General features: G+C 66.4%; 12 protein-coding genes, 3 pseudogenes and 1 CRISPR repeat array. Of the genes and pseudogenes, 10 read left to right on the top strand and 5 right to left on the bottom strand.

What is annotated here, in order from left to right; genetic code table 11:
* The first annotated feature begins 402 nt into the window (after positions 1-402).
* Positions 403-807, top strand: coding sequence for a hypothetical protein (locus HYQ63_RS36035; RefSeq protein ID WP_179937896.1), 405 nt, complete (start codon positions 403-405; stop codon positions 805-807).
* Between the two features lie 650 nt (positions 808-1,457).
* On the top strand, positions 1,458-1,928 hold the full coding sequence (locus HYQ63_RS45120; RefSeq protein WP_257232360.1) for a hypothetical protein: 471 nt from the start codon (positions 1,458-1,460) through the stop codon (positions 1,926-1,928).
* A gap of 376 nt (positions 1,929-2,304) precedes the next feature.
* Here the strand turns inward: HYQ63_RS45120 and HYQ63_RS36025 are convergent.
* From HYQ63_RS36025 to HYQ63_RS36015, 3 genes and pseudogenes are all read right to left on the bottom strand, one after another.
* Positions 2,305-2,630, bottom strand: a pseudogene (locus HYQ63_RS36025) (transposase); the annotation flags it as partial.
* A 587-nt stretch (positions 2,631-3,217) separates the two neighbouring features.
* Complete coding sequence (locus HYQ63_RS36020) at positions 3,218-4,519, bottom strand: RICIN domain-containing protein (protein WP_179940877.1); 1,302 nt, start codon at positions 4,517-4,519, stop codon at positions 3,218-3,220.
* A 100-nt stretch (positions 4,520-4,619) separates the two neighbouring features.
* Positions 4,620-6,050 (bottom strand): endo-1,4-beta-xylanase, encoded by a 1,431-nt coding sequence (locus HYQ63_RS36015; protein WP_179937895.1) that lies wholly within the window; start codon positions 6,048-6,050, stop codon positions 4,620-4,622.
* Positions 6,051-6,964: 914 nt separating this feature from the next.
* Between HYQ63_RS36015 and HYQ63_RS36010 the strand changes: the two genes are divergently transcribed.
* A complete protein-coding gene (locus HYQ63_RS36010) occupies positions 6,965-8,431 on the top strand; it encodes a non-reducing end alpha-L-arabinofuranosidase family hydrolase (protein WP_179937894.1) in 1,467 nt (488 codons plus the stop codon).
* Between the two features lie 85 nt (positions 8,432-8,516).
* On the opposite strand, the gene HYQ63_RS36005 is transcribed toward HYQ63_RS36010, so the two are convergent.
* Positions 8,517-9,035: an FCD domain-containing protein gene (locus HYQ63_RS36005; protein WP_257232359.1), complete on the bottom strand. Its 519-nt coding sequence runs from the start codon at positions 9,033-9,035 to the stop codon at positions 8,517-8,519.
* Between the two features lie 374 nt (positions 9,036-9,409).
* On the opposite strand from HYQ63_RS36005, the gene HYQ63_RS36000 reads away from it, so the two are divergent.
* Positions 9,410-10,192 carry an IS5 family transposase gene (locus tag HYQ63_RS36000; protein WP_257231714.1) on the top strand — a complete coding sequence of 261 codons (783 nt, stop codon included), beginning with the start codon at positions 9,410-9,412 and terminating at the stop codon, positions 10,190-10,192.
* Here the strand turns inward: HYQ63_RS36000 and HYQ63_RS35995 are convergent.
* Complete coding sequence (locus HYQ63_RS35995) at positions 10,158-10,640, bottom strand: hypothetical protein (protein ID WP_179933186.1); 483 nt, start codon at positions 10,638-10,640, stop codon at positions 10,158-10,160. The two genes, HYQ63_RS36000 and HYQ63_RS35995, sit on opposite strands and share 35 nt — an antisense overlap.
* Before the next feature lie 325 nt (positions 10,641-10,965).
* Here HYQ63_RS35995 and HYQ63_RS35990 point away from each other — a divergent pair, with 325 nt between their 5' ends.
* From HYQ63_RS35990 to HYQ63_RS35965, 6 genes and pseudogenes are all read left to right on the top strand, one after another.
* Entirely contained in the window at positions 10,966-11,490 is a 525-nt protein-coding gene (locus HYQ63_RS35990) for an integrase core domain-containing protein (RefSeq protein WP_257232358.1), read from the top strand.
* Positions 11,491-11,511: 21 nt separating this feature from the next.
* Positions 11,512-11,844 (top strand): annotated as a pseudogene (locus HYQ63_RS35985) (lactate utilization protein C); the annotation flags it as partial.
* Between the two features lie 117 nt (positions 11,845-11,961).
* A complete protein-coding gene (locus HYQ63_RS35980) occupies positions 11,962-12,555 on the top strand; it encodes a hypothetical protein (protein ID WP_179937893.1) in 594 nt (197 codons plus the stop codon).
* Positions 12,555-17,324, top strand: a complete 4,770-nt coding sequence (locus tag HYQ63_RS35975) for a putative T7SS-secreted protein (protein ID WP_179937892.1) — start codon at positions 12,555-12,557, stop codon at positions 17,322-17,324. The genes HYQ63_RS35980 and HYQ63_RS35975 overlap by 1 nt, the downstream gene beginning before the upstream one ends.
* A 768-nt stretch (positions 17,325-18,092) precedes the next feature.
* Positions 18,093-18,521, top strand: a pseudogene (locus HYQ63_RS35970) (integrase); the annotation flags it as partial.
* Positions 18,522-18,590: 69 nt separating this feature from the next.
* Entirely contained in the window at positions 18,591-19,673 is a 1,083-nt protein-coding gene (locus tag HYQ63_RS35965; RefSeq protein ID WP_179937891.1) for an integrase core domain-containing protein, read from the top strand.
* A gap of 279 nt (positions 19,674-19,952) precedes the next feature.
* A CRISPR array of direct repeats spans positions 19,953-20,228; the repeat unit is 32 nt; unit sequence CTGCTCCCCGCACCCGCGGGGATGGTCCCACG.
* Positions 20,229-20,557: the final 329 nt, after the last annotated feature.

The raw sequence follows: 20,557 nt of genomic DNA, 5'->3' as shown, positions 1-20,557 counted from the left end.
GATTCGTCAAACAAGCGCGTGGTCGTTGACCTACCCGCAACTGCCCCCATCGGCCCACTGTATTGGCTTCAGATTCCGAGTTCGGCCTGCCTTCGCCCGATCAAAATCGTCGAAGCGACGCCACAAGTTTGCCCTATCTACAGGGCTGATCTCGGTTTCTGGGGCTTCAAGTGGCGGCTCACTGCCGACGTTGGAACTTTCGGCAGGGCCCAGGGTAGCGTCACCCTTGGAGGAGCAGGCGGGGCGACCAGGAGCCTCACAGTCCTGGATTGGAGAGAAACACAGATCCAGGTTCAACTTCCCAGGCCCCAACTTTTTGGCCCGCCCCACACGCTCTCCGTGTCCGTCCCTTCGTTGGCGACAGAATGTCGCCCCGTCTCGCCTGTAATCATCAGCGATTACGTGTCTTACACCATCACACTCAAGAAGCTTGAAGCCATCCAGACTGAGGATTGGACCGGACCAGACGAGACGCGTCTCGTACTATCCAGAGGTGACGGGCCGCCGCTCGCAAGTGGTGGCAGGTCAATGGGCAACGGCGACGTCTGGAACCTGACCACAGAAAGTGTGGGAATTTTGGGCCCCCTAGCTCCGCTCACCGTTCCACTTCCGCCGAACCTGCACATCAGTCTATACGACGACGAGGGATTCAACTGGTTCGGCCTCGACGATCCAGACTGGCTTGGCACTCACGTCGTTCCATACGAAGACTCGAATGGCGACAAGAGAATTCAGTTCACCTGCGATGATGCGTGCTACATTCTCACATACTCGGTGGACGAAGTGGAATTTCCTCCCGTTCCGTGACTTGGCATGGAGCAGCATCGATAGACGCGCCAGCGCCATGATGCGCGAACTCCGCGCCTTCCTCCAAGTACACGAAGAAGACTGCAGCCGATGCCGGGCGGATCCACGGCATCTGGGCGGACGGCGAGCTGGTCGGCGGAGTCCTCTTCCGGACGATGGACGTCGAGCGCGGCACCACCGAGGCGTGGTGCTGGCTGGAGCCATCGGCAGTGGGCAAGGGTCTGGTGGCCCGGGCCGCGCGTGTAATCATCGCGGCACTATGCCCCCGGTGACCACTCACGGTGACCACTCGAGTCGGCGACCGCGCTCCTACTGCGGTCGCATCAGGTACAGGTCCTCCCCCATGCGTCCAGCACCGCGCTGTGCCTGGCTCGCCGGGCCTGTGGGTGCCGGAAAATGTGTCACCCGAGGTGACCTGCGGCTTCGGATCTGCCAGAGCGCAGGAGGCTGACGGGTGCTGTGCGGCATCATGCTGGGTCGTGGCATAGGTCTGATCTATCAGCTCGCGTGTCAGCTCTTCCGATGGCTTGCGCTGCTGGCCCGGTCGAGTGCGGCGAAAGACATCGAGATCTTGATGCTCCGGCACCAGCTCGGTGTCGCGCAACGCATCCAGCCACGACCTCAATTTTCCTGTAGCGATCGGGGCTGTCATGGCAGCGCTGCTCCGGATGGTGAACAAGCAGCAGCGTGCACGGCTGGTGGCCCGGAAGTGGACCTGTCCACACCGCCGTCCGGGCCGACCACCGAAGCCGGAAGCACTGCGGCAGCTGGTCCTGCGCCTCGCGCGGGAGAACCCGGGGTGGGGACGGATCCACGGCGAACTGCTCGGCCTGGGACGCAAACTCGGCACCTCGACCGTCTGGGAGATCTTGCAGAAGGTCGGGATCGACCCCGCACTCCAGCGCACCAACCAGCCCTGGCCCGCCTTCCTCAAAGCCCAGGCCTCCGCCATCGTGGCCACCGACCTCTTCCACATCGACACCGTCCTCTTGCGGCGCTGGTTCGTACTGTTCTTCATCGACCATGACGCCCGCCGCGTGCGCATCGCGGGCGTTACCCGGCACCCGACCGGCCCCTGGATCACCCAGCAAGGCGCGGAACTACCTCGTGGACTTCGGTGACCGCGCAGAGTCGATCAGCTTCCTCATCCGGGACCGCGGCGCCTACATCACCGACAGCTTCGACGCCGTCTTCCAGACGATCGGCGTACACGTCATTCCGACACTGCCCCAGGTGCCCCGGATGAACGCCATCGCGGAACGCTGGATCGGATCATGCCGACGCGAGGCCACCGACCGCATCCTGATCACTGGAGAGCGCCACCTCCGCCTCGTCCACAGTCACCGGCCGCATCGATCCCTCGGACAACGGGCGCCAGGCCGACTCACCGAGTCCGAACCACTTATCGCCACTGGCAAAACCCGCATCTCCCGACGCGATCGACTCAGCGGCCTCATCCACGAATACTCGCAGGTCGCATAGGGTGACATAGATTCCGGCACGCACAAGCACGACCAGCAGCAGTCCGGGAGTGTCGGTGACGATGCTCCGCTTGCGGCCCACGATCTTCTTCGCCGCGTCGGCGCCCTGGCCGGCGGCGGGACGCTGGTGGAGGTCTTCACGCTCTGCGCGTCGATCACACACGCGGACGGCTCCGCATGCTTGCCCTCCTTCTGCCGTAACAGCCTGCGCAACACGCCGGTGAGCCGGGCGAACACACCGTCCTTCTGCCACTTAACGAAGTAGCCGTACACGATCTCCCACGGCAGGAAGTCGTGCGGCAAGGAGCGCCACTGCACCCTGGTGCGGTCCACGTACAAGATCCGCTTCGCGGCCAGCCGACCGCAAGCGCGCCCCGGTGGTGGCACTGTGTCCGGCGCCCGAGCCCGACTCGTAGTCACGCAGTCCGCCGCGTCCTGCCCCGTGACCAGCGAGAATCGATGAAGCACCACAGGCCCGCACCACTTCCTTCGACGCCGTCCTGACCAGCGCCGGCATCACCGTGGTAAAGACCCCTCCGCGAAGTCCACGAGCGAATGCGTAGGCGGAAAGATTTGTGCCCACCGTCCGCACCGAGGTCACCGACCGCATGCTCATCTTCGGCCAACGCCACCTACAGACCACGTTGGGCGAGTACGCCCGGCACTACAACGGCCACCGTCCCCACGGTGCAACTCCAACTACAGCCACCACGACCCGACCACCGCATCACCAACCTCACTCACGAACGGATCAAACGCCGCCCCCTCTTCGGAGGCCTCATCAACCAATACGACAGAGCGGCATAAAGCCGCAGGTCAACGCAGCGTCCCAGTTCTGGAACCCCACAGGCGCACGCGCGGCGTCGTCGAGGCGACGTCGACGGAGTGGAGCCAGGATCATCCTGGCTCCACTCCGTGGTGCGGGTGTGTCACTGGAGCTGTGCGAAGAACCTCCAGATCTCTGCTTTGGTCCAGGTGGCGACGCCGCTTTCGCCGGGGGAGCCGTCGACCGGACCGGGTATGTGGCCTCCGTCGAACGCGGCCCACTGGACCGGGTATCCGGCACGGCAGCCCGAGTAGGCGGTGGTGATGTGCGTTCGGCTGCCCGGCGCGGGCTCGCGCGGGCTCTGGGGGGTACAGCCGTTGTTGCTGACGAATTTGTCGCGCAGCGACCGCCCTTGCCCGATGTTGAGGACGGAGTCGCTGATGCCGTGGATTCCGAAGTAGGCGATGGGCTGGGTGCCGCCGTTGCACCCGCTGATCTGAGCGCCGGATATGACCGCGACGGCCCTGAAGACGTTCGCCCGGCTGCATGCGAGTGCGTAGCTCATACCGCCGCCCCAGCTGAATCCCGTGGCGAAACGCTGTGCCGGGTTGACACAGAGGCCGCCCTCGATGCGCCGGATCATGTCGTCGACGAAGGTGATGTCCTCACCGCCCGAGTTGGCCCAGCCGTTGCCGAGGCCCTGGGGGGCGACGAGGATCGCGCTGTTGTTCGACTGTTCCTGTTGGCCGTAGTAGGACCAGGCGTTCCCGCCCGTGCCGCCCGAGGCGACGTCGCCGGCGGTTCCGCCCCGCCAGTGGAACGCGAAGATCAGCCGGTAGCGGTGGCTGTTGTCGTAGTTGGCGGGAACCCTGAGGATGAAGCTGCGGCTCTTGCCGCCGCTCTGGATCGTGTGCGTACCGCTCGCCAGAGTCGGTGCGCTGCCGCATGCGCCGCCGCCACCGGACGACAGCTTGACCATCTGCCATTGCTGGTTGGCGCCGCCCCAGTCGGTGTACTGGACGACGTTGCCTCCGTCGGCGGTGGAGGCGCCCTGCACCTCCACCGCCTTGCTGCTGGTGCGGTTGATCAGCCGGACGTGGCCCGCATCGGAGTCGGCCAGGCGGAACTGCTGGTTGGCCCCGTTGTGGTCGGCCCACTGCTGGATCGCGGCACCGTCCGCGGTCGAGGCGCCGGCCACGTCGAGAACCTTGCCCGAATGCCGGGCCTTGAGGCGGTAGAAACCGTCGCCGGAGGCCACGAACTGCCACTGCTGGTTGGCTCCGTCACTGCGCGTCCACTGGCTGACCCGCGCGCCGTCGGCGGTGGACGCGCCGGAGACGTCCAGCGCCTTGCCGCTGCTGCGATTGACCAGGACGTACCAGGCATTGGTGTCCACCGTCGCCGCCTCGGCGGGCGCAGGATTCACCACGGCGAGCATGCCGATCGCGAGGGTCGCCGCCACCAGCGCGGCGACCCGGGACCACCAGCGATGTCTTCCCGGAGGGACGAGACAAGCCGCATCGTAGGCCGTCATCGATTCACCCTTTCGTTTGTGGCAGGTCCCCTCAGGTGCGGGTCCAGCGTTGGTTGCTGCCGTTCGAGCAGGAGTAGAGCTGGATCAGGGTGCCGTTGGCGGTGCTGCCTGAGACGGCGTCAAGGCAGAGGCCGGACTGGACGCCGACGATGGATCCGTCGGAGTTGAGGCGCCATTTCTGGTTGTCGCCGCCCCAGCAGCTGTAGATCTGGACTTTGGTGCCGTTGCCGGTGCCGGCGGCGTCCAGGCACTTGTTGCCGTAGACCCTGAGCTCGCCGGCGGCGGTGTACGTCCACTGCTGGTTGGTGCCGTTGTGGCAGTCCCACAGGTTGAGCTGGGTGCCGTCGGTGGTACTGGTGCCGGGCACGTCCAGGCAGCGGCCTGAACCGACGCCCTTGATCGGTCCGGAATCCGAAGGGGGCGTAGGGGAGCCGCCGTTGAGTGCGTTGAGGACGGCGGTGTAGGCGGGCTTCTTGCTGCCGTTGCCGTTGAACAGCAGCGGCGTGTGCTCCGGTCGCCAGGAGTCGGTGTCGCGCACACCCCAGACGGTGATGCCGAGGCAGCGCGGGACGGCCAGGCAGTCGTTGGTCACGTTGGCGTAGGTCGTGGCCGGGGCGCCCTGGATGTCGAGTTCAGTGATGGCCACGTCGACGCCGAGGGCGGCGAAGTTCTGCAGGGTGGTGCGGAAGTTGCTGTTGTAGGGGCTGCCGCTGTTGAAGTGCGACTGGAAGCCGACGCAGTCGATCGGCACGCCGCGCTGCTTGAAGTCTCGGACCATGGCGTACATGGCCTGGGTCTTGGCCCAGGTCCAGTTTTCGACGTTGTAGTCGTTGTAGCAGAGCTTGGCGGCCGGGTCGGCGGCGCGCGCGGTGCGGAAGGCGACCTCGATCCAGTCGTTGCCGGTGCGTTGCAGGTTGGAGTCGCGCCGAGCCCCCGAACTGCCGTCGGCGAAGGCCTCGTTCACGACGTCCCACTGGGCGATTTTGCCCTTGTAGTGGGCCATCACGCCGTTGATGTGGTTGATCATCGCCTGGCGCAGCGTGCTGCCGCTGAGGCTCTGCATCCAGCCTGGCTGCTGGGAGTGCCAGGCCAGGGTGTGGCCGCGCACCTGCTTGCCGTTCTGCACCGCCCAGTTGTAGACACGGTCACCGGCGGTGAAGTTGAACTGGCCCCGCTGCGGTTCGGTGGCGTCGATCTTCATCTCGTTCTCGGCCGTCACCGAGTTGAACTCACGGCCCGCGATCGTCGTGTACGCCGAGTCGCCCAGCCTGCCCGAGGCGATGGCGGTGCCGAAGTAGCGGCCGCTCTGCGCCGCCGCGGCGCCGAGCGTGTTCTCGGCGGCGTGTGCGGTCGGCGGCGCGACCAGTGCGGCGACCGCACCGAGGACGCCGACGACCAGCGCTAACAGCAGGCCGCGGATCTTCCGGCGGATAACGGGTCTGGGAAGGGCATACGAGCCCATGACTGTGCCTCCAAGGTAGAAATCACGGAAGGACTGAAGCGCAGGGGAATGCGTCGTCCGCTCCCACTCGGCAGACGGACGGGCGGGCCGGAACCCGGGCAGCACGGAATCACCGGACACCGCGGTCACGGGACCGGGACGATCTCAACCGGCACGGACGGCACCCGGTCGGCCGTCGGGTGACGTACGGCGGGCGGCGGCGGTGTTTCGACACAGGCATGGGGGCACTCCATCGCGGCTCAGCCGGGGGACCGCCACGCGGCGTCGCGTACCTCTCCAACTGCGCGAAGAGCCAGGATGCGCTGGTGCGAACCTCACCGGAACGAAACAGGGTGGCGCAGGTGCTCTGGTGCGCGGATCTGTCGTGCAGCTGTGCGTGGATCTGCCGTACAGCACAGGTCCCTCAGGGCCGACGTGGTTCGATATCTCGAACTACGACCGGGTTCTCAGGCAGGGATGATTGAGGCATTGACGATGGATCGCAATACTCCCCGCAGAAGAAGTTTCCGTTCCTCGCCCGAAACTTTCCGGAATCCCAGCGAACCGGACGGCGACCCCCCGGCGCCGGCGTCGACGGATGCCGTAGGACCGGGGCCGGGGCCAGGGCCGGGACGAGTGTGCGGACGCTGCTTGCTCGACACCTCTCCTCTCGCGGACGCCTTGGACTGGCGAGCTGTATCGCAGGCTCCGGAGTGTTTCCGGTCGGCGCGACAGCTTGTCAAGCCCAAAGGGGAGGCGCTGTTTGTGGACAGATCGGCGACAGGCCTTGACCAGAGGGCCCCACATTCCTAGCTTGTGGCGTCAAACCTTCCGGGAATTCTCCGAAACGTTTCGAGATCGTCCCCGCTCCCGGCACGTCCGCCCCGCGGTTCATCGGGGTCACCTCACCCCTGCCCTCAAAGGAGTGCCCTCTGATGTGGTTTCGCCACCCGTCCCCGGTCCGTCCAAGACGCTTACTCGCCGTCCTTGCGCCCTTGCTGCTCGTGGCTACCTTCCTCGGTGCCCAGCCCGCCGGCGCGGCGACCGTAGACCCCAACGCCTCGTATGTGCTGGTCAACCGCAACAGCGGCAAGGTCCTGGATGTCTACAACATGGCGACCGACGACGGCGCCCGCATCACCCAGTGGACCAGGAACGATCAGAAGCAGCAGCAGTGGCAGTTCGTCGATTCCGGGGGCGGCTACTACCGCATCAAGTCCCGCCACTCGGGCAAGGTGCTGGACGTTCACAACTGGTCCACCGCGAACGGCGGCTCGATCGTCCAGTGGGCCGACCTGAACGGCACCAACCAGCAGTGGCGGCTGGCCGACAGCTCGGACGGCTACGTGAGGTTCATCTCGCGCCACAGCAACAAGGCCCTCGAAGTACAAGGCGCCTCCACCGCCGACAACGGGAACGTCGTCCAGTACGACGACTGGGGCGGCACCAACCAGCAGTGGCAGCTCGTCAAGGTCGGCGGCGACAACCCCGGCCCGTGCGATCTTCCGTCGACATACCGCTGGACATCGACGGGCGCGCTGGCGCAGCCCAAGCCGGGGTGGGTCTCGCTCAAGGACTTCACCGTCGTCCCCTACAACGGCAGGCAACTCGTCTATGCGACGACGCACGACACGGGGACGAGTTGGGGTTCGATGAACTTCGGCCTGTTCACCAATTGGCCGGAGATGGCCTCGGCCAGCCAGAACACGATGTCGGCTTCCACCGTCGCACCCACGCTCTTCTACTTCGCGCCGAAGAACATCTGGGTGCTCGCCTACCAGTGGGGCGGGACCGCCTTCTCCTACCGGACGTCGAGCGACCCCACCAACCCGAATGGCTGGTCATCCCAGCAGGTGCTCTTCTCCGGCAGCATCCCCGACTCCGGCACAGGACCCATCGACCAGACGCTCATCGGTGACGGGACGAACATGTACCTGTTCTTCGCCGGTGACAACGGCAAGATCTACCGGGCCAGTATGCCGATCGGGAACTTCCCGGGCAGCTTCGGCGCGACCTCGACAGTGGTCATGAGCGATACGAGGAACAACCTGTTCGAAGCCCCGCAGGTCTACAAGCTACAGGGCCAGAACCGCTACCTCATGATCGTCGAGGCGATCGGCTCGCAGGGCCGCTACTTCCGCTCGTTCACGGCCACCAGTCTGAACGGCTCATGGACACCCCAGGCCGCGACCGAGAGCAATCCCTTCGCCGGCAAGGCCAACAGTGGCGCCACCTGGACCAACGACATCAGCCATGGCGAACTGATCCGCACCAGCCCCGATCAGACCATGACCGTCGATCCCTGCAATCTGCAGTTGCTCTACCAGGGGCGCAGCCCCAACTCCGGCGGCGACTACGGCCTCCTGCCCTACCGTCCGGGTCTGCTGACACTGCGGCGCTGACGGCGTGACCCGAGTCCGGCTCCGGTATGGAGCCGGCGTGGCGGGCTCGGCGGAAGGCCGAGCCCGCCCGGGTCACGCGACGACGTCAGCGCTCATACGGCGACGGAGCGCGGGGGCGGGCAACGCTCACCAGCCCGAGGGCCATCCCGTAACACGGTGCCGCCGCCAGCGGCGCTTGCCAACGGTCCAGGCGCACCGGGTCGCCTGGTGCGCTGCGGCGGACGAGCCAAGCTTCGGTGATGTGGGTGAACATCGCCTCGGCCGCACCGCTCGGGTCGTGGGCGGCGATGCGCTCGTACACGCGGCGATGGCCGCGGTTGGAGGCGACGCACACAGCGCGCTCGGGCCGGCCCATGTACCGCGCGGTGTTGACGACCTGGCTCTCCAGCGCGCGGACCACCCCACGGGCGATGCGGTTCCCCGACGCCTGCATGATGACGTCGTGGAAGGCGACCCAGCTCGCCCGCCGCGGCCGGTATGGGGAATCCGCGCCTGACGAGTGGCGGGTTTGTCCTACGCCGATCGCAAAGTTGGTTGATCTTTGAGTGCCCAGGTGGTGGGCCTGGACAAGTCCAGGGAGGACAGTGGCCTCCCCGGTCCGCACCGATGCGAGTTCTCACCCAACACGTCGTCGCGGACCAGTCAGGAGGCCACCGCTGTCGGTGTCGCACGCCCCGGGAACCGATACCGACCCAGGCGTTGTCCGTTAGAAGCCGTTGCCCTATCGATCACGGTGATCACTGGTTCGAGTGCAGTGACTCGGTTGGGTGATCTCCAGCCGAAGCAGGCATGAAAGCAGGGCCTCCTGCCCAGCTCGGGATTGCTGAAGTCCTTCGAGCGTCAGGAGGCCCTGTGCCGCAGTCTTGCGTTCCGTTGTCCTCGTCGTCCAACTCGGTTGCTCGGTCGTGTGATTGCCTCGCGCACGTGTACGGCAATGCGGGGGATCGTTCGGACAGACGGCCTCGGTATCCGTCGGACATGACGGACGCCGAGTGGGCCGAGGTGCGGGGCTTGCTGCCGGTGCCGGGATGGCTGGAGGGCAGGGGCGGGCAGCCGGAGGGCTACTGTCACCGGCAGATGATCGACGCCATCCGCTACCTCGTGGCCGGCGGCATCACGTGGCGGGCGATGCCTGGCGATTTCCCCGCCTGGGACCGCGTCTACGCCTTCTGGCGGCGCTGGCGGGACAACGGCCTGATCAGCGAGTTCCACGACCGGCTGCGTGACCGGGTCCGCGAGGCCGGGGGACGGGACGCGGAGCCGACGGCCGCGGTCATCGACGCGCAGTCGGTGAAAGCCGCCGCGTCGGTGCCGGCCGCCAGCCGGGGCTTCGATGGCGGCAAGAAGGTCAACGGGCGCAAGCGGCACATCGTGGTCGACACTCTCGGGCTGCTGCTGGCCGTGATGGTCACGGCAGCGTCGGTCACCGACCGGGACGCGGGCCGGGTCCTGCTGGCCCGGCTGCGGCACAGGCATTGGCGCGTGGCCAGGGTGTGGGCCGACGGCGGTTACACCGGGCCGCTGGTCGACGTCGCCCGCAGCCTCTGGCAGATCGCGCTGACGGTGGTCAAACGCAGTGACGGTGCCTCCGGGTTCACCGTGCTGCCCAAGAGATGGCTGGTCGAGCGCACGTTCGCGTGGCTGATGCGCTCCCGCCGCCTGGCCCGCGACTACGAGAGCCGCACCGACAGCGCGGAGGCGATGATCTGGTGGTCGATGAGCATGGTCATGAGCCGCCGCCTGGCCCGGCAGCCTCACTGAACCTGCCCGGCACCGTCTCGGCCAGCCAGCCCCGCGCGGCCAGGCGCTTGACCTTCGACCGCACCCCCTCGACTTTCGCCGGGACTACCGCCAGACCGAGTGCCGCAGCGAGCTGCCGACAGTCCACCGCCTCCCCGCCCTGGTCGGCCACGATGGCCATGATCCGCCGATAGTCCGGCGCCAGTACGCCGACGTCGAGTCCTTCCCTCCACACCGGCACCACCGAGCCGGGCACCGCACCCACGACCGGCCGCTCTCGCCCATCAGACACGGTCACCGGTGCATCCCCGCGGCCGCTCGGCTCCGCCAGGACCTGCCCGACCGTCTCACGAGCGATCACGAACCGCTCCAACGCGGCCTCCGCTTCCCGCAACTCGGCCTGAAGAACCTCCACCCGCTGCTGGGCAGCACGCTCGCGTTCCTCCAGCAACCCCATCACCGACGGCACACGGCACCTCCACCGAGGAGACAACACGACACGCCATCACTGCCGCACGAGAAACGGACTATGCCTGGCCAGCACAAACGCAGCAGTCACGCTCGGAAAGACAACGGCTTCTCAGGGTCCAGGGTGAACTGCGACGGCTTGGCCATAGGGTTGCCGCCGCCACGATCCGGCGCATTCTGCGCTGCTCCGGTCTGCCGCCCGCACCGCAGCGCGTCTCCCAGCAGACCTGGCGCTCCTTCCTCCGCGCCCAGGCCCACACGCTGCTCGCCTGCGACTTCATGCACGTGGAGACGTTTTCCTTAAACGTCTCTCTGTCTTCTTCGTCATGGAGATCGCCATCCGGCGCGTCCATGTCCTGGGTGTCACCGCGCGTCCTACAGACGTATGGGGCACCCAGCTCGCCCGCAATCTGCTCATGGATCTTGAGGAGAGGGCTGGGTGCTTCCGGTTCCTCATCCGGGACCGGGACAGCAAGTTCACCGCCGCATTCGACGCCGTCTTCGCCGGCAACGGCACAGCTGTCATCCCGACGCCGCCGCAAAGCCCACGGTCCAACGCGTTTGCCGAACGATGGATACGTACAGCCCGCGCCGAGTGCACCGACCGAATCTTCATCACCGGCGAACGGCACCTGCGCACGGTCCTCGACCAGTACGCCGAGCATTACAACGCAAGACGGGCCTACCGCGGCCTCGACCTACGAGCGCCCGACGACGACCCGAACGTCATCCCCCTGCCTGCTGTCGCGGTCAGGCGCCGACAGGTACTTGGTGGACTGCTCGACGAGTACCACACCAGGCCACCCCGACCGCCTCACTATCCACAGGAAATGCCCAGCTCAGCAGCCTGATCGGGATATTGACACCCTTCAGACTCCCCCGACCAGACGCCCCACGACCTGGACGACGTGTCCAGCGTGGTCACCGCCTGCGCGGTGGCCATCGCCGAGACCGGCACCATCGTCCTGGACGGCGACACCGACCAGGGCCGCCGCCGCATTTCCCTCGTCCCCGACCACCACATCTGCGTGGTCCGCGTCCCGGCCCAGGTGGTGGACTCGGTCCCGCAAGGCCTCGAACGCCTCGACCCGGCACGTCCGTTGACCTGGATCTCGGGCCCGTCGGCGACGAGCGACATCGAGCTGGACCGCGTGGAGGGTGTCCACGGCCCGCGCACGCTGGAAGCCGTGCTCGTAGCGGACTGAAGCCCTCCACGATCCTCCACGGATTCGAACACGCCGCCTACCCTCCGTCGCTCGCGGTGACCGCGTGTCGTACGGTGCTGGTTGGATTGACGCTGTGTCGAACGGGGAGGGCGAGCGGTGAGCGGTGGCGACGGCGGCGGCGCCAAGGGCGGCAACGTGGACCTGGCCTTCGACAAGGATTCGCAGGCCGAGATCGTCAAGGGCCTGCGGGCGGCGATTGGCGAGCTGAGGGACATCGCCTCGGCGTCGGACGCCGAGACCGGGGCGGGCTTCGAAGAGCTGTCCATGACGTCCATGGAGGCCGGACACAACGGACTGGCCAAGGACTTCGAGGACTTCTGCGAGCTGTGGGACTGGGGTGTGCGCGGCCTGATCGAGGACGCCGGCAAGCTCGCGGAGAAGGTGGGACTGGCGGCCGGCTCGCAGTGGGAGCAGGAGCAGTACGCCCAGGGGACGTTCAAGGTGGCCGCGAACTCGGTGCTGGGCAATCCGCACCTGGACGAGAAGACGGTCGTGAAGAAGGACATGGGGGAGCTGATCTCGGTCGACACCTGGACGCCGGACTACAGCAAGGAGTCCTTTGAGAAGAGCGCGTCCGACTCCGAGAAGGCCTGGGACGCCGCCCGCGAGGAGACGTCCCATAAGGCGCCCGGCCTTCAGCACTTCGTCGACCAGGCGGCCGAAGAGAGCACCAAGAGGGGCGACGGCTGATGGGGTGGGACCTGACGCCCGACTTTGTCGACGACGCGGTCGAGAAGGGCGGGGAGCTCGTCGGCGACGGCGTCGAATGGGCCGGTAACAAGACCGCCGACGGGCTGGACAAGGTCGGCTGGGAGAGCGGCGCGGATTTCGTCCGCGACAAGTCCCGTTCCACCGCCAACTACCTGGGCGCGGATGTCGCCGAGATGCAGCTCGGGGAGACCGAGGACCCCAAGAAGCTGATCTACGGCAGCGTGAGCCAGATCCGCTCCACGGTGAAGCATCTGAAGGACTTCCAGTCGGCGTTCGAGAAGGTCGGCAACGGTCTGAAGGCGCTGGACTCCTCCCACTGGAAGGGCGAGGCGGCCGACGCCTTCCGGGAGGAGGTGTCGGTCAAGCCGAAGGAGTGGTTCAAGGCGGCGGATGCGTGTAAGAAGGCCGCGGGGGCGCTGGAGGACTTCGCCGGGACGGTGGAGTGGGCGCAGGGCCAGGCGCAGGAGGCGATCGACGCGTACAAGGCGGCCAAGACCGCGTCCGAGGAGGCCCGTTCGGCGCACAACGCCAAGGTGGATGCGTACAACACGGCCGCCGAGGCGTACAACGCGAAGGTGGATGACGGCAAGGACCCGGGTACGAAGCCCACCAAGCCGGGCGAGTTCCACGATCCCGGCACCGCGAAGGCGAAGGCCGCGCAGGAGAAGCTGGACGAGGCCCGCCGCCAGCGGGACGAGGCGGTCGTCGCGGCGCGCAAGGCGGTCCAGCAGGCCAAGGACGCGGCCCCGCCGAAGCCGTCGTACGGCGAGCAGTTCGGGTCCGGCCTGGACGGGCTGGGCGCGGACGCGATGCACTTGACGGGTGGAGTCATCAAGGGCGTCGCGGGGCTGAACTCCTTCGCGCGCAGCCTGAATCCGATGGACCCGTACAACCTGACCCACCCGGCCGAGTACCTCACGGGTCTGAACAGCACGGCGGCCCAGCTCCACACGGTGGCCAGCAACCCGGGCGCGGCCCTGAAGAACATGTTCAACGAGTTCTCCAAGGACCCCTCGGAAGGTTTTGGCCGGGCCCTCCCCGAGCTGCTCGGCGCCAAGGGCCTGGGTGCCGCCCGCAAGGGTGCCACCGTCGGCAAGTATGGTCGTCGCCTGAACGAGGCTCGCGATGCGACGAAGGGCCGCGGGCCCGGCGAGAACACCACCGAGCAGAGGAACAAGGAGAACGGCAACACCGACCCGGTCGACCTGGCGACCGGGAAGATGTACCTCCCGCAGACCGATGTCTCCCTGCCGGGTGCGCTGCCGCTGGTGTTCCGCCGCCAGGTGGAGTCCGGCTACCGGGTCGGTCGCTGGTTCGGCCCGTCCTGGTCGAGCACGGCGGACCAGCGGCTGGAGATCGACGCCGAGGGCGTCATCTTCGTCAGCGAGGACGGCCTGCTGCTGGAGTACCCACATCCTGCCCCCGGTCTCCCGACCCTCCCCTCCGCGGGCCCCCGCTGGCCCCTGGAACGCGACCCGCACGGCGACTACACCGTCACCGACCCCGCCACCGGCCGGGTCCGCCACTTCAACGGCCCGCGGGACGTGGACCTCGGGGGCGACGGGGTCGCACTGCTGGAGCAGATATCCGACCGCTCCGGCCACTGGATCACCTTCGAGTACGACGCCGAGGGCACCCCGGTCGCCATCGCCCACAGCGCCGGATACGAGCTGAAGCTCAGCACTGCCGAGGGCCGGATCACCGCCCTCCACTTGGCGGGCGCGGCGGAGGACGGCGGCGATCAGGAGCTGATCCGCTACGCCTACACGGACGGCAACCTCACGCACGTGACGGGCTCCTCCGGCCTGCCCTTGCGCTTCGAATACGACGAAGAACGCCGCGTCATAGCGTGGACCGATACCAACGACCGCCGGTACGACTACGTCTACGACCACCGGGACCGCTGCATCGCCGAGGGCGGCGAGGCGGGTCACATATCCATCCGCATCTCGTACGACGAGGTCGATCAGGCGACCGGCCACCGAGTCACGAAGGTCACCACGCCCGAGGGTCACGCCACGCGGTATTTCGTCAACGATGCGGGGAAGGTGGTCGCCGAGACCAACCCCCTGGGCCACACAACCCGCACCGAGTACGACCGCTACGACCGAGTCCTCTCCCGCACCGATCCCCTGGGCCGCACCACGGCTTTCGTCTACGACGAGGCTGGCCACCTCACGCGGATCACCGCCCCCGACGGCAGCGAGTCCCGCGCCTCGTACAACGACCTCGGCCTGCCGACGTCCATCACCGGCGCCGACGGCACCACTTGGACCCAGACGTACGACGAGGCGGGGCGCCGCACCTCGACCACCGACGCGGCGGGCCACACGACCCGCTACGCCTACGACGCGTACGGCCACCTGTCGTCCGTCACCAACGCGCTGGGCGAAACGACCCACGTCCGCTGCGACAAAGCGGGCCTCCCTGTCGAGATCACCGACCCGCTGGGCGCGGTGACCCGCTACGAGCGCGACGCCTTCGGCCGCCCGGTGACAATCACCGACGCGCTCGGGTCCACCACCCGCCTCACCTGGACGGTGGAAGGCAAACTCACCCGCCGCACCAACCCCGACGGCTCCACGGAAACCTGGACGTACGACGGCGAAGGCAACTGCACCACCCACACCGACGCCATCGGCGGCACCACCCTCTTCGAGTACACCCACTTCGACCTGCTCGCTGCCCGCACCGGCCCGGACGGCGTCCGGTACGAGTTCGAGCACGACGCGTCCCTGCGTCTCACACAGGTGACCAACCCGCAGGGTCTGACCTGGTCTTACGAGTACGACCCGGCGGGCCGCCTGACCTCGGAGACGGACTTCGACGACCGCACGGTCACGTACGAACGTGACGCGGCCGCCCAGTTGATCCGTCGCACCAACCCGCTGGGCCAGAGGGTCACGTACGAGCACGACACGCTCGGCCAGGTGACCCGCAAGAGCGCCGAAGACCAGGTGACCACCTTCACCTACGACCCAGCAGGCCGCCTGACCGCGGCCACCGGCCCCGACAGCGAAGTGATCTACCAGCACGATCGCCTGGGCCGGGTCAAGTCCGAGATGGTGAACGGCCGCGTATTGGCCCATTCGTACGACCCCCTGGGCCGCCGCACCCGCCGCATCACCCCGAGCGGCGCAACGACGACGTACGCGTACGACGCGGCAGGCAACCGCACCGCCCTGACCGCCGGTGGCCACACGCTGGCCTCCGAACACGACGCCACGGGCCGCGAGACAACCCGCCGCATCGGCGACACCCTGACGGTCACCAACACCTGGGACCCGCTCGGCCGCCTGACCGAACAATCCCTGACGGGCGCATCCGACGCGTCCCCCATCCAACACCGCGCCTACACCTACCGCGCGGACGGCAATGTCACCGCCGTAAACGATCACCTGTCCGGCCGACGCTCCTTCGATTTGGACGCCGCAGGCCGCGTAACAACGGTCCGAGCCGACAGCTGGACCGAAACCTACGCCTACGACGAAGCAGGCAACCAAACCCAGGCAACCTGGCCCACCAACGGTGCACCCCAGGAGGCCACGGGCCCCCGCACCTACACCGGCACCCGCATCACCCGCGCCGGCGCCATCCGCTACGAACACGACGACGCGGGCCGCCTCACCCTCCGCCAGAAAACCCGACTCTCGAAGAAGCCCGACACCTGGCACTACACCTGGGACCCCGAAGACCGCCTCACCAGCGTCACCACCCCCGACGACACCCTCTGGCGCTACCAGTACGACCCCTTCGGCCGCCGCACCACCAAACAACGCCTCGCCGCCGACGGCGAAACCGTCCTGGAACAAACCGACTTCACCTGGGACGGCCCGACCCTAGTCGAGCAAACAACCACCACCCCAGATCTTCCCCACCCCATCACCCTCACCTGGGACCACGACGGTCTGCGCCCCATAGCCCAGACCGAACGCATCACCGAAGCCACCACCCAGCGCGAAATCGACGCCCGATTCTTCGCCATCATCACCGACCTCGTCGGCACCCCCACCGAACTCGTCGACGAATCAGGCACCATCGCGTGGCACACCCGCTCCACCCTCTGGGGCACCACCACCTGGGCCGCCAACAGCACCGCCTACACACCCCTCCGCTTCCCCGGCCAATACTTCGACCCCGAAACCGGCCTCCACTACAATTTCCACCGCTACTACGACCCCGATACCGCCCGCTACCTCACCCCCGACCCCCTCGGCCTAACCCCCGCCCCCAACCCCGCCACTTACGTCCAAAACCCGCTGGGAGCAACTGATCCTGAGGGACTCGTACCGTGCCGCCAGGCGGTAGCGGACGATTTCAATGTACGACGCAGGGCTGTGGTGAATCCCGAGCGGGTCTTCCGAGGGGATATACGACATCCCGACGAGATATTCCAGAATGGGTTTTCGCCAAAAGGTACCAACGAGGACATCGGCCAGTACGCACTCCACGACACTCCGTCCAACTGGGTAGGGACGAGCAAGAGTGCCAGCCAAGCGGGCAACTTTCCTCAATCCGCCCAAGGCCGCGGAACATGGGTGTACGAGATTCGCGGAAACGGATACGGGGTAGACATGAATCGGGCTCTGGGTGGCGCCATTCGATCCTTCATAAAAGGGACAGGATACCCATCCGAGAGGGAAGTGATTTTCAGAAATGTCGACCCGAGTAATATTGTTCGCGCAGAAAGGTGGCGCTACGGAATGCGCACAGGGGAGATTATCGAGAATCCGGGATTCGGGCAATGAATGAGGAACTGCCAATTTACGTACAGGTCGACAGTCGAGAGGTTGAATGGAGGATTACAGTCGAGGGAGATGGGCCGTGGCATCTATGCCTCGCATCCCCTCGTGGAGTCGAATCCACCGCTAGCGGGGACAACGTATTTGAAGCGTTGCGGTTCATGCGCAGCGATCTCTCCTCAAGAGGGGTGAAAATCTGCTGCAATGGTGCCCGAATCGACGTGAGACCTTCTGGGCTTTCGGCATCACACGGCGCCTGGATGATCTATCGCCTGCATATGTGGCGTCCGCCCACAGTGCGCGACTTGGTCCCAACCTTCGGATATTGCCCAGCCAAACTGACTGGGACGCCGGAAGAGCAAGATGTTTTCTGGGAACGTCACCTCAAGAACAGGAAGAATTTGCTCAATTTCATCAACCCTGTCTGGTGGATCTACTTCCTCACGGCTTCATGGGGAAAACCTAAAAGCCAACAAACTGTACCGAGACACTAAAATTCTCCCGGATGCTGACGCGCACGGCAGCTATCAATCGCCCATCGCAGGGAATAGCTTTTCGGAAGATTGTCTCGAACGGCGACTGGGGCAGGTCCCGCCCTGATGGGAGCATTTCCGTCGCGACTCATACATGACGTTGCGCTTGCCGAATACCTCGTCCGCGCCGGTCACGCGGCATGTCTGTATTCGTGGAGGATGCCTGAAGGGTGTCTTTATTGCTGTACGGTCGTTGGCCTGGGGCTTTGTGATCGTCCGCGTATGGGCATGATCAGTGATCGTGGGTCTTCGACTGCTCTACCTGATCTTCTGCCGGCTACTGGGCTGCCTCCTCTTGCTGGGCCGTTCGACCGCCGCGAACAATGCTGAGATCCTCGTGCTTCGCCATGAGGTCGCTGTGCTGCGCCGGCAAGTTGTGCGGCCGCGGCTCTCATGGGCTGATCGTGCCGTGCTCTCCGCTCTCGCGCGGCACCTGCCATCCGCCTTGCGCCGCCATCGGCTGGTCACCCCGGGGACGCTGCTGGCCTGGCACCGCCGTCTGGTGTGCTGGAAGTGGCGTCAGGCGGCGGTCGGACCCGGTCGGCCACCGCTGGCAGAGGAGATTGCGGCGCTGATCCAGCGTCTGGCTCGAGAGAATCCGACCTGGGGGTACGTCAGGATCCAAGGTGAGCTGCGACGGCTTGGCCATCGGGTTGCCGCCGCCACGATCCTGTGCCGCTCGAAAAGTCATCGCTGCAGGTGAGCTGGGTGTGGTCGGGGCCGCTGGGATCATGCGTACGTGATCGTGTCATTGCTGTACAAGGTGACCCGGAAGCTGCTGACGGTTCCATCGGTGCTCCTCCGTCGTGGGACGGCGAAGGACGCGGAACTGCTGGTGCTGCGGCACGAGAACGCGGTCCTGCGCCGCCAGTTGGCCGGACCGGTCCGCTATGAGCGTGCTGACCGGTTCTGGTTCGCAGCCCTGTCCGCGCTGATACCCCGACGCCACTGGCTCAAGGCCTTCCCCGTCACGCCCGGCACCCTGCTCGCCTGGCATCGTCGGTTCATCGCCGCGAAGTGGGACTACACCGCGCGGCGACGCACCGGACGCCCACCCACCCCGGCACCGATCAAGACACTCGTTGTGCGGTTGGCCCGGGAGAATCCGCAGTGGGGGCATAGGCGGATCCAAGGTGAACTGAGCCGACTCGGGTATCAGATCGCAGCTTCGACGGTCTGGGAGATCCTCAACGCGGCCGGTATCGACCCCGCGCCGCGTCGCTCAGGCCCCACCTGGCGCGAGTTCCTGACCGCGCAAGCCGAGGGCATCATCGGGGCAGACTTCTTCCACATCGACACCGCTTTCGGCAGGCGGTTGTACGCATTGGCGTTCCTCGAGCACGGCACCCGGCGGCTGCACATCACCGGGGTCACCGCCCGCCCAACACGGGACTGGGCAGTGCAGCAAGCCAGGAACCTCACATCCGACCTGGGCGTACGCATCGCGAACCTGCGCTTCTTGCTGCGCGACCGCGACGGCAAGTACGGCGAGGCGCTCGACGCCATCTTCCAGTCCGAGGAGATGGAGATCCTCAAAAGTGCGCCACAAGCTCCCCGCACGAACGCGCACTGTGAACGCATCATCGGCAGCATCCGACGCGAAGCCCTCGACCACGTCCTGATCATGAATGAGGCCCACGCGCGCCACGTCCTCGCCGCCTACGAGCGGCACTACAACGAGCACCGACCTCATCAGGCCCGCTGCCAGCTCCCACCCGACGCTCACGAACAACCCGCCGCGGTGTATGACCTCCACATCCACAAAGTCCTGCGCACCCGGATCCTCGGCGGCCTCATCAACGAATACAGACATGCGGCATGACGTGCAGCGATGATTTTTCGAGCGGCACAGGATGGCCCGGAGGCTGCTCTGTGGGGCCGTGTTCGTTCTCGAAGGTGTCGACGGAGAGGATGCACTTCGTGTTGTTCGCCCCAGCGGCAGGGCGCTATTGGCTTGTCGTCATGTGAAGTGCTTTGGGTGGGGCGAAGCATGCACGGTGTGGATCGCTGAAGAGGCGGAATGGGTATGTCTGAAATGCCGGACTTTGGGAAAGTGCTTTGCGTGCTGCCTACTGGCAGGTAGACATGCAGGTCAGACAGTCTGCTCCCCGCACCCGCGGGGATGGTCCCACGCTGGTCGTCCTCGCCGAGCGCCGCGCCAACTGCTCCCCGCACTCGCGGGGATGGTCCCTTGTAGGCGGCGGCCTTGACCTTCATCCGGGTCTGCTCCCCGCACCCGCGGGGATGGTCCCACGAAGTGGAATGAGGAGACCTCTGCATGACGCTGCTCCCCGCATCCGCAGGGATGGCCCCACAGGGTGTAACACTCAAGGCACGTCAGCTGTCTGCTCCCCGCGCTCGTGGGGATGGTCCCCTGAACCACGCTGGGCTGCTGCCGCTCACCCTCTGCTCCTCGCACCCGCGGGGATTCCCCGCCCTTTCGCGTTCGCGTAAATGGCGCCGCGCTGCTCCCCGCACCCGTGGGGAAGGTCCTGGCAAGGTCGTAACCGGCGCCATCGTGCAAACCTGCTCCTCGCACCCGTGGGATGACCCTCAAACCTTGGTACGACGCGCGTCCTCTCGCCCTGTTCTCTGGTGGTCCTCGGCAAGGTCCGCGGATACCTGCCTACCCGAACTCCTCGCTGCATTCGCGGCTCGCCGTTGCGTACGACTGTGGACAGGACGGTCCGCACGTTGTTTCCGCCG

This window comes from Streptomyces sp. Rer75 (assembly GCF_013414305.1).
Lineage (GTDB): Bacteria > Actinomycetota > Actinomycetes > Streptomycetales > Streptomycetaceae > Streptomyces > Streptomyces himastatinicus.
The sequence above is the reverse complement of the archived record's forward strand: the minus strand, read 5'-3'. Positions and strand labels throughout refer to the sequence as shown.